The following is an 18,303-nucleotide window of genomic DNA, read 5'->3' as shown; positions in this document are numbered from 1 at the left end:
CAACCAAACCGGGATTTAGCAAATGGAAGTTGCTCATGCAGAACATTGTTAATGTATTACAAAACAGAGCCCAAAAATATCCTCATCAAGAAGCAATTCTTTACTTGGAAGATGGTGAACATAAAACAGCCGGACTTACCTTAGCTGAGTTGGATTACCATGCAAAAATCATTGCCGCACAATTACAAACCCGGCAAATGACTGGCAATCGCGTCATTCTTCTTTATCCGACTGGAATTGAATTTGTAACCAGTTTAATCGGATGTTGGTATGCTGGCATCATTGCCATACCAATCCCTTGCCCTAAAATAGATGAATTTGCGAAGCATGAGGCATTCCTGAATACTATTGCTGAGGATGCTGAAATTACCGCAGTCCTAAGCTTGTCTCAGTATCATTCAAGTATTGAAACAATCCTAAAGAGAAAGGTACCTGTACTGGCTACTGATGCAATCAAAACTCAGTCTGCAGAAGATTATCAATCAATCCCGATTAGTGATGACACCGTAGCCTACCTACAATATACCTCGGGGTCGACTTCGACTCCCAAAGCCGCAATCATCACGCATGGAAATTTAAAGCATAGTTTGCAAGAAACCATTAAAGCTTGGCATTACACCAAAAAGAGTATCACCTTGACCTGGGCTCCCCATACTCATGTATATGGACTGGTATGTGGGATATTAGTTCCCTTATATCACGGAACACAAGCCATTATTGTGCCTCCGGCCGCATTCATTAACAAACCTGTTACCTGGTTATCCGCTATTTCAACATATCGAGTAACTCATAGTGGTTGCCCAAACTTTGGTTATGATATTTGCGTGCGTGACATCAAAGAAATGGAACTTGCACAACTCAATTTAAAACACTGGAAAGTAGCAGTTAATGGGGGGGATATTGTTCAATATCAAACGCTTATTGATTTCGCCACCAAGTTTCGTTCTTGCGGATTTTCGTTAAATAAGTTTTGTTCCGCATATGGCATGTCTGAATTGTCTGGTGCAATTGCAGTAACCTCTTTTGGTTGTGAGCCTCATTCCTTACCACCTCAAACCGATGCAAATCCTCTTCAACGACGATTAGTCAGCAGCGGTAAATTATTGGCAGGATTGCTAGCAATTGCTGTTGATCCTGAAACAAAGCAACCCGTTGCTACTGGCGAAACTGGTGAAATTTGGTTATCCGGCAAATCACTGGCTCATGGATACTGGCGACGTCCTGATGAAACTCAAGCCGTGTTCCATGCAACCATTCCAGGCAGTGATCTCCACTATTTTAAAACGGGAGACCTTGGATTTATCCTAAATGATGAAATTTATTTAACCGGTAGATTAAAAGAAGTCATCGTGGTTTATGGAAAGAAATATTATCCTCTTGATTTGGAAATCACGGTTGCCCACGCACTCTCTCAGTTCAAGATAAAACTTCCGCAAGTAGCATTTTCTACAGAAATAGCAAACAAAGAAAAAATTATTATTGTGCAGGAACTGGCAGAAGAAACACCTCCATCATTATGGCCTGAAATCAAGAATGCAATTCGTCATGCAATCACTAAGCATCATGGTGTTGATATTCATGAAGTGGTTTTAAGCCCCAAAGGGGCCATCCCTAAAACGGGCAGTGGCAAATTACAACGAAAAAAAGCGCAATCACTATTTAATGAGCAAAGCCTGGCGGTATTGGCTCAGGATTTATCCGAGAACACCACCACAAACTACAATGCAAACCATGGTAAGCAAAATGAATTCAGTACGTTAGTAGCCAATGTACTCAACATAGATGAGAAAGAAATCGACTTAGATGCTCCTCTGAGTCGCTATTCCTTCGATTCGATTAATATTATTCATCTCACTACAGTGCTCAATGAAACGTATCATCTTACCTTATCCCCGGCTGCTTTATATGAATATGCCACTTTAGCAAAATTTTATACCGACTTATTAGCTGAACAAAGCGTTGAAACAGTGCATCATGAAGAAAAGCCACTTCGCGATGAATCAAATGATATTGCCATTATCGGAATGAGTGGTGTATTTCCGCAAGCCTCCGATGTAGATGCCTTTTGGAATAATTTATCGCAGGGGAAAGATTGCATTAGTGAAGTCCCCTTATCTCGCTGGAACTGGCGTGATTTGACTGTGAGATGGGGGGGGTTTATTGATCATATCGATCAATTTGATGCAACGTTTTTTAATATCTCGCCTCGCGAAGCTGAGTTAATTGATCCACAACAACGATTATTTCTCCAAACCATTTGGAAAACAATTGAAGATGCTGGATATAGCCCTTCAACCTTGGCCACATTGAAAACGGGTTTGTTTGTAGGGGTATTTAATCATGATTACGCCGAATTGCTGCAGAAAAATGAGGTCATGGACGCCTATCTTACAACAGGTACCATGAACAGCATGATTGCCAATCGTATTTCCTACATTTTAAACTTGCGTGGACCGAGTGAGGCAATTGATACAGCGTGCTCCAGTTCCCTCGTCGCGGTTCACCAGGCAGTCCAAGCGCTTTTACACGGTGATTGCGATCTTGCCCTTGCTGGCGGAGTGAATGCTTTGCTCACCCCCACCTCATTTATTGCCGCCAATCAAGCGGGGATGTTAAGTGAGGATGGGCGTTGTAAAACTTTTGATAAAAATGCCAATGGCTATGTCCGTGGTGAAGGCGCGGGTGCCATTTTATTGAAAAAACTAACTCAGGCCTTAGATGATGGCGACCATATTTATGGGGTGATTAAGGGAAGTGCAGTGAATCACGGTGGACATGTCAATACGCTCACCGCCCCCAATCCCAATGCACAAGCAGAAGTGATCATCGCAGCATGTCAACGCGCGCAAATAACAGTTGACACCATTCAATACATCGAAACCCATGGAACGGGAACTCCATTAGGTGATCCTATTGAAATAAATGGCTTAAAAAAAGCATTCCAATACCTGGCCTTGGAACAACAGCTTGAGTCCTTACCCAAACAATATTGTGGATTAGGAGCAGTGAAAACACATATTGGTCATTTGGAATCAGCAGCAGGAATTGCGGGAATCATTAAAATTTTATTAGCGATGCGTCATGAACTTTTACCAGCTAACCTACATTTAAATGAATTAAATCCTTATATTGAGATTGAGGACAGTCCATTTTATCTCCTGAATCAGCCAACCAAATGGCCGAAAACAGCAAATACTCCAAGAAGGGCTGGAGTGAGTTCATTTGGCTTTGGCGGCGCCAATGCTCATATTATCCTTGAAGAAAGTCCAGAGCGCCCCCAAACCTTATCTTTTAATCATTCTTCCTATCTAATTAGCTTATCTGCAATGACAACATCCGCATTGCAGCAACGAGCTGCTGAGTTGCTCAAATGGTTGGAGCAACAACGAAATGGACCTTCTTTAGCGGCACTCAGCTACACTCTGAATGCAGGCAGGCAGCATTTTTCCAAGCGTTTTTGTGTGATTGTGAAGACTGTTGAAGAATTAAAGGAGTATTTGAAGTCTATTTCATCCAGCGAAGATATTGAGCAATACGTGCTTGCAACCGAGCTATCCAATACAAATCATGAACATGCTTCCGATTTGAATCGGATACGCAATAGATACCTGCAAGGCCAATCGATTGATTGGAGCACAATCTATGGTGATTATAGGGAGAAAATATCGCTTCCTACTTATCCATTCGCCAAAGAAACGCATTGGGTAGAACTCAAAAGTAAATCGCATCAGGGTATGCATCCATTAATCGATGAAAATATATCTACATTCTCCACTTCTGTTTTTAGTAAGCAATTTTCAGGAAATGAATTTTATTTGCAAGAACATCGGTTAAATGATGAAGCAGTTTTGCCTGGGGCTGTGTGTTTGGAAATGGTTCGCGTTGCTGTAAGCCTAGCTTCAAATAATCAGCACGTTATCACACTAAGTAAGATAACATGGCAAAAACCGATCAAAACCCTGGATTTATCCTATCCCCTACATGTCCGTTTAGTTCCTGAAGCCGATTGTGTCTCATTTGCATTAACGGATAAAGATGGGACTATTTCCTACATGAGTGGCGATATCTATTGTGCGGATAGTACTCCCGATGCCCCTCACCTAGCGCTTAACCTTCAGGAATTAAAAACTGCATTGCCCCAAACTCAAGACCCCGATGCAATTTATACCTATTTTAAAAATATAGGGATAACCTACGGTCCGGCTTTTCAGGTCATTCAAACCCTAAACTTTGATGAGAATAACCTTTTGGCAGAACTTACCCTGCCTGCAACCCTCCCCATTAACAATAACGAATTCATATTGCATCCCTGTATGTTCGATGGGATTTTACAGACCACTCAGGTACTGCTTAAAAATCGTGAACTGCTTTACCTACCCTTTTCTATAACACAAATCGATGTTTATAAGGCTTTAACCAATACGTGTTATGTACGTGCCAACTTGATTTCTGCGGCAGATAACCAGCATATGCCCGTATTTAATATTCAAGTTACCGATACAGAAGGAACCCTCTTATTGGTCATTACGGGATTTACCTTGTGCGCAGTGCATGAGGCTGTTAAACCCGAAGCGACGGTAGCTTATTATTCTCCCAAATGGGATATTCAACCTCTGCACTCATCAACAAAACATCCAGACTCCATCCTGATTTTAGGAAGTGACCCGCAATTCATACAATCAATTAAGGACCACGTTCCAGTTCAGACTGTCTCATCCCTGCTTGTACAAGATTCTTATCCCGCAGATGTGATACTCGACTCACCTAGCGAATGCGTTATTATTGCTCTGGAAGACTTCAATGATGAACCCTATTCAGCTACAAAAATTGACTCCACTCAAAAAAATTTGGAGCGAACTTACTATCTGCTTCAAACGCTAACAGGCCAAATCTGTAAATTAAAGCCCAAGCATCCAGTGCAATTAGTTTGTATTAGTAAAAACCATTCGCTTTATTCACGTGCTTTAGTCGGCTTTGCAAAAAGCCTACACCAAGAACAATCCAATATCTCATGCCGTTTTATTGAATTACAGGATCTTGGCCTACTTGCGCAGGAACTGACTCAAAATGAGATTGAAGTTCGCTACGATGCACAAAACCATCGATACGTTCGCCATTATGAATCGCATCCTACCCCAATGGTAATGCCACAGACGCTTAAGAAATCTGGGGTTTATTTAATTACTGGAGGTATGGGAGAACTCGGTTATTTGTTTGCCACTTATTTGGCAGAGCATTATCAAGCCAAAATTGTTTTAACCGGCCGTTCACCCCTTTCGGAGCAGCATCAAAAACGGATTGCAGCACTGGAACAGAAGAATGCCTCGGTAGCTTACATAGCCGCGGACGTGTCATCTTACGAAGAAGTCCAGAACCTTATTCGAAGTACCAAAGAGCGTTTTGGTGCAATTAATGGCATTATTCATGCGGCAGGCCTTACCCGTGATGGATTTATTGTTAATAAAACAATCCCTGAAATCGCCAAGGTGTTAGCACCTAAAATTTATGGCACTTGTAATTTGCATGCAGCAACGCTTAACGAACCTTTAGAGTTCTTTGTGCTTTTTTCCTCTGTCGCTGCCGTGTTCGGTAATGCAGGGCAAAGCGATTATGCTTATGCCAATTGTTTTCTAGATGAGTTTGCCTGCGAGCGCGAACGACAAAGAGCTCTTGGTCATTGTTTCGGACATACTGTTTCGATTAACTGGCCACTTTGGGAGGAAGGAGGATTACGCATTGCTCCTGAATACCAACAGGTCCTTGAAGAAAACCTGGGTATTATCAGTTTATCGACACAACAGGGATTCACCGCATTCTTGCAGGCATTACAGTATCATTCTCCGAATTGTATTGTGCTCCCGGGGTATCAACAAAAACTCACGAGTGCATTACAAAATAACTCGATACTAAACCAATCAATAGCGACTCAGCGCCCAGTCCTTAACCCGGATTTTCGCAAACAGACTGAGCGCTTTTTAAGAAAAATACTTGCTGAAACCTTGAAGTGTCCGCCAGAACACATTGACCCCAAATCACCTTTCGAAAATTATGGCATTGATTCCTTGATGATCATTCAACTGAATCAGCGCTTAGCCAATGAATTTAGTGCATTACCCAAAACATTATTTTTTGAATACCGAAATGTGGCCGATTTAGCCGAATACTTCATGGAACATCATGCCAATGAATTAATGCCACACTTAACTGATGTTGAAGTCACTCTGATAAATTCAATTCTTCCATTGGCCATCTCGCCCAGTGTTACAAGAAATACACCGAAGTCGCAAGATATCGCCATTATTGGTATGAACGGACGTTATCCAGAAGCTAAAGATTTAACCACATTTTGGCATAATCTATACGCAGGAAAGGACTGTATCCGAGAAATTCCCAAGGAGCGATGGGCGTTGGCGGACTATTTTGATGGAGATCAAAACAATCCCGGAAAAACATACAGTAAATGGGGTGGTTTTTTAACCGATGTCGATCAATTCGACCCCCTGTTTTTTAATATTTCGCCACGCGAAGCTGCAATGATGGATCCCCAGGAGCGATTATTTTTAGAAACAGCCTGGAAAACCATAGAAGATGCCGGATATGCCCATGAAACATTAGCCGGAAAAAAAGTAGGCGTCTATGTAGGCGTGATGTATGGGCAATATCAGTTATTTGGTAATGAACCGGCTCATCCGAATCCATTTGTGCCAACAAACTCCATATTTGCTTCAATCGCCAATCGAGTTTCCTATTTTTTTGATTTTCATGGCCCGAGTATTGCGCTGGATACGATGTGCTCTTCCTCCCTTACTGCAATTCATTTAGCCTGCCAGAGCATTCACGAAGGCGAATGTGAGATGGCGCTCGCTGGTGGCGTGAATCTTTCTTTGCATCCCAATAAATATCTGTTGCTAAGTCATGGAAAATTTTTGGCAAGTGACGGGCATTGCCGAAGTTTTGGAGAGGGTGGCGATGGCTATGTACCCGGTGAAGCCGTCGGTGCAATACTATTAAAACCCTTGGATAGAGCATTAGCCGATGGAGATCTTATTTATGCGGTGATTAAAGGCAGTCATCTTAATCATGGTGGAAAAACAAACGGTTACACCGTACCTAACCCCAACGCACAGGCCAAATTGCTTGCTGAAACATACCAAAAAGCCCATATTAATCCAGCACATGTGAGTTATATAGAAGCGCATGGCACCGGAACCTCACTTGGCGACCCGATTGAAATGGCCGGATTAAATAAAGTATTTAGTCAAAAACACATGCCATACCATTGCGCCATTGGTTCAGTAAAATCTAACATCGGTCATTGTGAGTCTGCGGCAGGAATTGCTGCAGTAACCAAAGTGGTGTTGCAATTACAATACCAGACCTTGGTGCCTTCTTTGTTCTCGGAAACTTTGAACACCAACATAGATTGGTCGACGACACCGTTTCGTGTGCAGCAAACCGTTAGCAAATGGCAACAACCATCACCCAATGTGCCACGAATTGCCGGGATCAGCTCTTTTGGTGCTGGAGGTGCTAATGCGCATCTAATTTTATCTGAAGCACCGGAGGTACTGCCTTCACCGACAAACAACAAATCGCATTATTTGCTCACAGTATCTGCCAAAACCGAATTGGCTTTAAATCAACGTCTCGATGATTTATTAAGCTGGTTCGAACAAAATCCATTAGCCCAACTCGAACAAGTGAGTTACACCTTAAATGCAGGCAGAAGTCATTTTGACTGCCGTTGCGCTATGGTGGTAAGCACGCTTGATGAAGCAGTCCAATTAATCCAACAATTTAAAGCACAGCAACATACCGCGCCATTGTTTGTGCAAATACACGCTGGAAAAAATGCTGAAAATGCACTAATTAACTCCACCATCGTACCTATATTAATACAGCAATTGTCGCATCCGTCTCAATATAAAGAGACTTTGCTCGCGCTGGCAAAATTCTATGTTGAAGGTCAAAATCTAGATTGGCATCAAGTTCATGCAGGTGAATCCAGGAAAAAAATCTCCTTACCTACTTATCCTTTTGCTAAGGAACATTATTGGTATTCTGATGAAGAACAACTGACCTCTGCCGAGAATAGACAAGCCAATTTGGCATTAACCCAAAATGCACTCGTTGATAAACTGAATGCTTATCTTATTCGGCAAGTCGTTCAGATATTGAAAATACCGCCACACCGGATTGCACTGGAAAAAAATCTTGGTGAATATGGGATGGATTCCGTACATTTTATTCAATTGGCTAAAAAGATCACAGAACACTACCAAATCGAATTCACCCCTGCCGTGTTCTTTACACACAGCAGTGTGCGCTTAATTGGTGAATACCTGATTAACCAATTTCCGCAAGCCGTGGCTCAGGCACACCACGAAGTAGCACACCTGCAAATGAATGCCCCTACAGTAAAACCAAAGTGTATTGCAACGAGCGAAACTGAAGCAATTGCCATTATTGGTATGCAAGGGATTTTCCCACAATCAGATAATCCAGCTGCATTTTGGCAGCATTTGGTTGAAGGCCATGATTTAGTCACCGAGATCCCAGAAGAACGCTGGAACTGGCGTGATTATTATGGAAATGAAGCACATCAAAGTAACTCCAAATGGGGTGCTTTTATCAACAATTTTGATCAATTCGATGCGGGATTCTTTAATATTTCGGCCCGAGAAGCGAATCTTATGGATCCCCAACAACGACTCTTTTTGGAAACGGTATGGAAAACCATTGAAGATGCAGGTTACGATCCTTTTGCATTATCCTCGCAAAATGTTGGGGTTTTTGCTGGCGTTGAGTTCAGTGAATATCAGACTTTAATTGCCAAACAGCAAAATGAACATCATGGATTTATTGCAACAGGAAACTCGCACAGCATGATTGCCAATCGTGTTTCCTACTTTTTCAATTTCCAAGGACCAAGTGAAGCCATCGATAGCGCCTGTTCAAGCTCTTTAGTTGCAATTCATCGCGCAGTACAAGCAATTCGCCAAGGCGAATGCGATTTGGCTATCGCGGGCGGCGTTAGTCTCATCTTGAGCCCAGACACCCTAGTAGTTACGAGTCAATTGGGCGCCTTATCTGCAGATGGTCGTTGCAAAACTTTTGATAAAAGCGCAAATGGCTACGTTAAAGGTGAAGGAGTCGCCAGCCTTTTGCTAAAACCTTTAAAACAAGCACAAGAAGATGGCGATCACATCTATGGGATCATTAAAGCCTCAGCAGTAAATCATGGCGGTAAAGCGCAATCGTTGACAGCACCCAACGCAAAAGCCCAGAGTGAATTGTTGATTCGCGCTTACACACAGGCCAATATCGATCCCAATACTGTAACCTACATTGAAACTCATGGAACAGGAACCGCTTTAGGTGATCCTGTTGAGATTGAAGGATTAAAACTCGCATTTTCGTCCTTGCTTGCATCGAAAGCAAAGCAAAATTCGATTGCTTTAGGCTCTGTCAAAACAAATATCGGTCATTTAGAACCTGCATCAGGAATTGCAGGAATTATTAAGCTGCTTTTGGCCATGACTCATGAGACGCTACCCGGTATTTTACATTTTCAGGAGTTAAACCCTTATATCAATTTAACTGACACCCCCTTCACCATTGTCAAAGAAACTCGGGCTTGGCAACGCATCAAAAATGAGTTCGGCGCAGACATCCCGCTGCGCGCGGGAATCAGCTCTTTTGGATTTGGTGGAACGAACGCTCATGTCGTATTGGAGGAGGGTCGCCCCCACCAAAGACTAATGGAGAACCATCAGGCGAAACCCTATTATTTAATCACACTTTCAGCCAAACAGCAGGAAAGTTTGCACCAAAAAATAGTCGACCTGCAGCAATGGCTTCATAAGAATAAGGATACGATTTCCTTACCCTCACTGAGTTTTACCCTAAATGTGGGCCGAGCTCATTTTATGTACCGCTGTGCGTTGGTAGTCAATTCTGTTGATGCCTTGTGTCATGCATTAAACGGGTTAAGCAACCATGAAACTCCTGAATATTGCATGATGAACGAGGGCCAAACCTGGACGATTCAGGGGCCAGTATTTGATGAAGTTTATCAAGCTGCGATCAAAAAATTGCACCAGCCAGAGAACTCCGATCAATATCGTCATAACTTATTTATTCTGGCTGATTTATATACGAAACATTATGTCATTGACTGGCAACAGCTGTATGTCGAGGAACGAATTCAGCGTATGGGTACGTTACCTGCCTATCCATTCATAAAACAACGCTACTGGTATGATCTGGAAACAAACTCCATAGCAACACCCCAACCCGTGGTTCCTATAGTTAATAAGGGAATAATGGATTTCTCTAGCCAGACTTTAGCTTACTTACAACAGATATTCGCAGAAAAATTACGTACCTCTCCTGAACTTATCCAAGCGGATGAGACCTATGAAGTTTATGGTGTTGATTCTTTGATCGGTTTGGAAATTACGAACCGGTTGGAAAAAGACTTCGGTACCTTACCCAAAACATTACTCTACGAACGTAACCGATTAAATGATTTAGCTAAATATTTTATAAAAAATCATAAGGAACAATTGTCTGCGCTTGTGTCTGAGAGTGATGTTACGCCGATGGTAGCCCCCCTTGATATGGAAACGGTTAAACCCATAACCTCTACCTTCAAACATGCTAATCATTCATCTAAGGACATTGCCATTATTGGTTTAAGCGGCACATTTCCAATGGCCAACTCCATGGATGAGTTTTGGCAAAACTTAAGTTCCGGACGGGATTGTGTGGGTCAGGTTCCTGTTGAGCGCTGGAATTATAAAGACTATCCAGTACAGATTGGAGGTGAAGAACACTATTTCCCACATGGAGGTTTTATTCCGGATATCGATAAATTTGATCCCCTGTTTTTTAATATCTCGCCACGTGATGCAGGACTGATGGATCCACAAGAGCGTTTGTTTATGCAGTCAGTATGGTCCACGCTGGAGGATGCAGGTTATACACGAGACAAATTAAAGCGAAAAGCCAAAAATTCAGTCGGCGTTTTTGCTGGGGTGACTTATAATTTTTACCCATTGTTTATCGCAGAAGAATGGCAAAAAGGAAATCGAGTGCCATTGGATATCCAATCATTCTCAGTAGCAAACCGAATTTCTTACTTTCTTGATGTAAATGGTCCAAGCTTTGTTGTCGATACAGCGTGTTCTTCCTCGCTGGCGGCAATTCATCTGGCGTGTGAAAGCCTCTTGCGTGGTGATTGTGCCATGGCAATCGCTGGCGGGGTGAATTTGTCGTTACACCCGAGTAAGTATCACTTTTTGGGCAGTTTTAATTTTATGTCCGAGCAAGGCCGATGTACAAGTTTTTCGGATGGAGGTACGGGTTATGTACCCTCAGAAGGCGTCGGCACTGTCTTGTTGAAACCTTTAGCTGATGCAATTGCTGATAATGATATGATTTACGGGATTATTAAAGGCAGCAGCATGAACCATGGGGGAAAAACCAGCGGTTATACTGTTCCCAATCCTAACGCCCAAGCAGCGGTGATTTTGCAAGCTTTAAAAAATGCCGATATTGATGCGCGAACCATCTCTTACATTGAAGCACATGGCACAGGTACAGCCTTAGGAGATCCTATAGAGATTCGTGGTTTGCAAGATGCCTTTGAACACTATACGGAAGACAAACAATTTTGTGCCGTTGGTTCAGTCAAATCCAATATTGGACATTTGGAATCCGCAGCAGGCGTATCACAATTGGCAAAAGTACTCTTACAAATGCGCCACAAAAAATTAGCGCCTACATTACATACCACGCAATTGAACCCGTTTATTGATTTTCAAAACTCTCCTTTTTATGTTCAACAAGAATACACTGATTGGCAGCCTGGTGATAATGTACCTCGTCGCGCCGGGGTAAGCTCTTTTGGTGCAGGTGGTGCAAACGTACATATGATTGTTGAAGAATACATACCACCCGTAAAACAGCAGAGCACGGTGAATGTTCCATATATCTTTTTATTATCTGCATTAAACGAAGAACGTTTGTCAGCACAAATACAGCAAATGCATGGTTATATACTGCAAAACAGCCATGTAAAACATAAAGAATGGCTTAGAGATGCATGCTTCACGTTACAAACAGGACGTGAACATATGGCAGCACGCTTCGCGGTAATTGTATCAAATACAGATGAATTACTTGTGGCACTTGCAAACTATCCTCAACACAAGGGCACAAAAACCTGGATAAATCATCATTCTCAAAGTAACCTACAACCGATTGCTGAATTAATTCGTGATGCACGCTATGAAGAATTGGTTCAACATTGGGTCAATGGAGCAAAAGTGGATTGGGAACAATTATACCAACAACAATTGCCGCATATTGTCTCTTTACCTACGTATCCATTTGCTAAACGACGCTGCTGGATACCTACAAAAGAAGTAGAAATAGTACCTATGGCGCAACCTATAGTGGTGGAACCCGCGATTCAAGCGGTTGTTGCTAACACTGAAATGATTGATAGCCAGGATTGGCTTTACACTACCCAGTGGGAGAAAAAACCTCAAGCAACCCAGCCTGGATTAATCAATAGCGAAGGAAAATGGCTTATTTTCTGTGAGCCAGAATCCGTACCTTCATTAAAAAAAGAACTTGGCGAGAATAGAGGTATTTATTGTTTTATTCGCGATCAATACGCCATGATTGAAAACGATGTATTCACCATCAATGCGTCACAAAAAACTGATTATAAACTGCTCTTTGCCACAATTCACGCCCAATATAGAGACAATTTAAAAGGCGTTATCTATTTATGTCCTGCACTTAAAGAAAACCATAGCGATCCTAGTTTGGCATTATTATATTTGTTGCAAGCCCTAGTGCAGCATTCGTGGTCACATCAATTAACCTTCTGTCTTGCATCCCAATCAGCGCAACAGGTTAATTCTTCCGATACCATCAATATCTGGCAACATCATCTCTGGTCCATGACCCGTATTTTTGCCGCCGAACAAGCAAAATACCAAGCTTTACTACTTGATTTGGATGCAAATGAAGGTATAGAACATAATACCAAAATCCTGGTCAAGGAATTGGGGCATTACCAAGCCCAAGAAAATCATATTGCTTATCGTGCCGCTGAACGCTACACCATTCGCTTCATTCCTCATGGGACAACACCCAATCATGAGATGCCTTCCTCCTGGAAAACTCCTGTAGCTGCGTTAATTACTGGAGGGCTGGGTGCCTTAGGTTATGAAGTAGCAGAATTTATTGTCGCCCAAGGAACACGTTTTGTTTTGCTTACCGGAACGACAGAACTCTCATCAAAAACATTAGAGAAAAATACCTGGCTCAAACAGTTAGAAGCTAAAGGGGCGCAAGTTAGGTATGCTGCGGTAGACGTTGCGAATCAAGAACAAATGCGCCAGGCCATTATGGAAGCCGAAAAAGCATGGCAACAATCCATTGATGGCGTTTTTCATTTAGCGGGCGTCACTACCGATAATGTCACCATTGCCGAAATGGATGAAGCATTATGGCGTGATGTGTTACGCGTAAAAATACAGGGTTCGCTGGTATTGCATGAACTCTTTTTGCAAGCGCCATTATCTTGTTTCGTGCTGTTTTCATCCATTGCAGCGGTTCCCCATTTTGGTATGGCAGGACTCAGTGCTTATGCTGCAGCTAATGAGTTTATGAATGGCCTTGCTTTATATCGTCGTAGTTTGCACTTACCCGCATCAAGTATTAACTGGGTCGCCTGGTCAGAAAAAGGAATGAGCCACAGACATAATCATGATGCATTTTTAGATGCCGTTGGCATGGCTTCTTTAAGTATTAAAGAGGGTCTTGCATTGTTTCATGTTCTTCTTAGATTAAATCCTGCTGAAATTACAGTATGTAAGATTCAATGGAAGAAATTTTTACAGGTAAATGCTACCGCCAAACAGCTTGATTTCTTTACACATTTGGTTGCTGAATATGCTGCAAATACGCAAGCAACGGTTGTTTCCTCATTAAATCAGGAAGAAATTACAGCATTAGTCTTGAACCTCTTTGCTTCAGTATTAGGATTGGACGTTACTGAAATTGACAGAGAAGCCCCCTTCCAACAATATGGAATGGATTCCATTACTGGCATTGATTATACCGAGCAACTGGGTAAGCATTTCCCTGACATAGTCGCCCCTATGGACTTATATCGCTACCCTACACTGAAACAACTTACCGAGTACATCATGCAACGCGTGCAAATTAACATTGAGCCGGCCCCTGCACCTCTTTGTAGTGCCGAGAAAACTCTTGATCTGGATCAATTAAATGAGGCACAACTGAATGAATTGCTTGAATTGGAATTAAAAGAATTAGAGCTGGCTTATGAATGATACAACTACTTTAAAAAAATCATTATTAATGATCCAAAAGCTCAAGAAGCTTTTGCAGGAACAGAACGACAAGATATTTGATCCAGTGGCAATTATTGGAGTGAGTTGTCGTTTACCCGAAGCCAATAACCCTCAAGAGTTTTGGGAGTTATTATGCCAAGGCAAGAACGTCATTTCGCCAATACCTGACGAACGTTGGAAGCTTTTGCAAGGTACTCGAGAAGTAACTCAGCGTGATACCAATTTGCCTTATTGGGGAGGCTATCTGCGGCAAATTGAAGCGTTTGATGCCTATTTTTTTGGTGTTAGCCCTCGTGAAGCAATGCGAATGGATCCACAACAACGTATCTTATTGGAAGTCGCCTACGAATCCCTTGAAGATGCAGGTTTAACCGTTGACGCTTTAGCAGGCTCCAATATGGGCGTTTTCTCCAGCTTATATGCAAGTCAGTTTGGCCACTTGCAAAAACTCGATTCAGATATGGATGCTTTGTTTATTCCTACAGGAAGCGCCATCAGCATGGCAGCCAATCGTTTATCCTATTTGTTCGATCTACGCGGACCGAGCCTTGTATTAGATACGGCCTGTTCGTCTTCGCTCATCGCCATTCAATTAGCCTGTTTAAACCTACAAGCCAAATTGTGTGATACTGCGCTTGTCAGTGCAGTAAATATCAATTTATTACCTTCCGTTCATTCTGTTTTGGCTAAAGCGACTATGCTTTCTCCTACCGGACAATGCCATACTTTTGATGCCAAAGCAGATGGTTATGTACAAGGTGAAGGAGCCGGCTCCATTATTTTGAAGCCGCTTGCCAATGCATTACAGGATAAAGATAAGATCTATGCAGTAATCACTGGGAGTGCGATGAATCAAGATGGTAAAACAAATGGTTTAACTGCTCCTAATGGCTTACAACAAGAACAATTATTGCGATCTGCTTATCGAATGGCTAAAACCGATCCGGCGCATGTTTCCTATGTTGAATGCCATGGAACGGGTACATTTCTAGGTGACCCTATTGAAATTCAAGCGTTAGGCGAAGTACTTGGCAAAAATCGTGATGCTGAAAAACCTTGTTGGATTAGTTCTGTGAAAACCAATGTAGGACATTTGGAGCCTGCCGCAGGTATCGTGAGTGTAATTAAAGTCGCTTTGGCTCTAAAAAATGGTTTAATTCCACCCCATCTTAACTTTGTTAATCCAAACCCACATATCCCATTTGAGCGTTATTCTTTGTGCATTCCAAGTAAAGCAGAAAAATTACCCAGATACAGTGATGTCTGCATTGCTGGAGTGAGTGGTTTTGGTTTCGGTGGAGCCAATGCTCATCTTGTATTACGTGAACCCTCTATAAATGAGCAACCCACTTTTACCAACAACATTCCTAAAGATAAAGAATTATTTACGCTTTCGGCAAAAGAGCCCGCTGCATTAGCTGATTTGATTGGTCTTTGGTGTGATTATTTAAAAAATCATCCAGAAACGAATTTGGCACAGGTTTGTTATAACCTCCACATCAGGCGTTCTCATTTTGCGCAACGTTTGGCAATAATTACAGATTCAGTTGCGGATCTGTATCAAAAATTGGCGGCACTACGAGCCAATTTTGATGCCCCAAATGAGTCTGTTTTTATTAACAACGAGCAAAAAAAATCCACTCATCCAACTAAAATAGCGGAATTCGCAGCAATGGACTTGGCGACCTTGGCAAAAAACTATGTAAACCAAGTGCCAATTGATTGGAAAAAATATGAAGAAGAACGCACTTATCCCCCTCTGGATATGCCGTTTTATCCATGGCAACGTAAAATATATTGGCCAACCCTGGATCAAGGTTTTAATGATAAAGCTGCTATAACCTACCCTATGCGAGGAAAAACCCTCCCCTCACCTTTAGCAGCACGACAATTTGAATTTGTCTTTGATACAAAAGTAATGCCTGAAATACAAGATACCTTTTATGTGTTGCATGCGGGTTATTACCTGGAAATGTTAGCGTATGCAGCAAAACAATTACAACAAACCGTTTCGTTTAGGGTGCAAAACCTTAATTATTTATCACCCATATTGGTCCTGGATGGAAAAACTGTTTTAGTACATCTCATCATTGAAACAGGTGAAGAAAGCGACACCTTAGCGTTCCGCTTTTACAGCAATGATGGCAAAAAACACTGGGTAGAACATGCGACCGGTATTTTAGTCCTGAATACCACTCCTTACGCCAACCAACTTAAAACCAAGACAGAACTCATGCAACGACGTTCTGTCTCAGGAACTATGGAAACGTTTTATAACCGAATAACAAGCATGGGCATGCCTGCTGGTGATACGATTCGCTGGGCCCATCAATATTGGGCCAATAGTGAGGAATTGTTTTGTGAGTTACGCGAACCCAAAATCTCAGAGCGCGGAAAACAATTTGTAACCCAAATGCATCCAGGAATCATTGACGCCTGCATTCAGACACTCTTTTTATTACTGCCTAAACAATTCAACAAACCCTATATTGCATCACATATGGGAGCTCTTGAATTTTATGGCTCACTAGAAGACCAGAAATATATATACACTAAATTAAAGGAGCTGCATCCAGAAGGAAAACACATCATTGCTGATTGGTACTTGCTGGATAAAAACTATGAAGTAATCGCCATTTGCCATGACCTGTACATGAGCATACTCAATGATACGATGCAAATTAATCAAATCATGGACATTCAATCTCAATTCCAACTCGATTTATCACTGCCCTATGAAGCGTGTAAAGACAAATTAATCCATCATTTAATGGAGCAATTTGCCATGATCTTTTCCATGCCACAAAATGACATAAGCCCTTTTCAGTCCTTACATGAACTAGGAATGGATTCGCTGATGGCACTAGCAGTAATCCGAATCATAGAAACAACCGTTGGTGTCACTTATTCTTTACCCTTGATGATGCAAGGTCCATCAATCAATGAGATTGCTGAATATGTATTAGCAAGCCAATGGATAGGTTCCAAACAAGAACCCCCTGAACCTAAAACCCAGTTTGATACGCTTTGGATCACCAATCGAAAAATACAAACAAATGCCCAAGTACGCTTGTTTTGTTTTCCATACGGTGGCGGTGGTGCTTCAATTTATCGCGAATGGCAACAGGAATTCCCTGATTTTATAGAGGTGTGTCCGATACAGTTGCCAGGTAGAGAAAATCGGATGGAGGAGCAACCTCTTGATAACCTCGATACCTTGGTTTCATTATTAGCCCATCAGCTAAAACCTCAATTCAATTTACCTTTTGCGTTTTTTGGCCATAGTTTTGGTTCACTTATTGGATTTGAACTGAGTCGATATTTACGTCGCCATCATCTGCCGCAGCCAGCACATCTATTTGCATCGGCCTATCCAGATCCACGTATACCCTCCAAAAGTTTGGATAATCTGCTTGCAAAACTACAACAAATGAATATCAATTTATTTGATTTAAATTCGGAACGAATCAGTGAGTTAGACGATGATCAATTAACCGCCTTATCTACCGTATTTAAAGCAAATGGTATCGTTGATTACAGCGATGAGCGAATGAACAAGAGCATTATTAAAGTGTTACTGCCCATTTTTATAGGCGATATGAACATCGTTAGAAACTATAATTATCGTGATGAATCGCCCTTAACGTTCGGCACTACGGTATTCTTGGGCAAACAAGATACCTGGGTCGCTCCTACAGACCATTACGGATGGGCTGAGCATTCATTAGAGCATTGCGAGTTCCATGAATTTGATAGTGGGCATCTTTTTATAAGAGAAAAAGAAATAAGAACAAAAGTAATTAAAAAAATTACAAAACAGCTCATGTGTTTTAATGAGGCAGAATGTGAGGTTTAATTACAATCTAAATACAGCATAGATTGAAATCAGTGTAATCAGCATGTT

The 18,303-nt window shown here is 41.8% G+C and carries 2 protein-coding genes; both read left to right on the top strand.

Annotated elements, in window-relative coordinates; translation table 11 throughout:
• Positions 1 to 35: 35 nt before the first annotated feature.
• Positions 36 to 14,378, top strand: a complete 14,343-nt coding sequence (locus DGG96_RS00355; protein WP_110141038.1) for an SDR family NAD(P)-dependent oxidoreductase — start codon at positions 36 to 38, stop codon at positions 14,376 to 14,378.
• On the top strand, positions 14,371 to 18,255 hold the full coding sequence (locus DGG96_RS00350; RefSeq protein WP_110141037.1) for a beta-ketoacyl synthase N-terminal-like domain-containing protein: 3,885 nt from the start codon (positions 14,371 to 14,373) through the stop codon (positions 18,253 to 18,255). Before DGG96_RS00355 ends, DGG96_RS00350 begins: the two co-directional genes overlap by 8 nt.
• The last annotated feature ends 48 nt before the right edge of the window (positions 18,256 to 18,303 follow it).

The organism is Legionella qingyii, assembly GCF_003184185.1.
The sequence above is the reverse complement of the archived record's forward strand: the minus strand, read 5'-3'. Positions and strand labels throughout refer to the sequence as shown.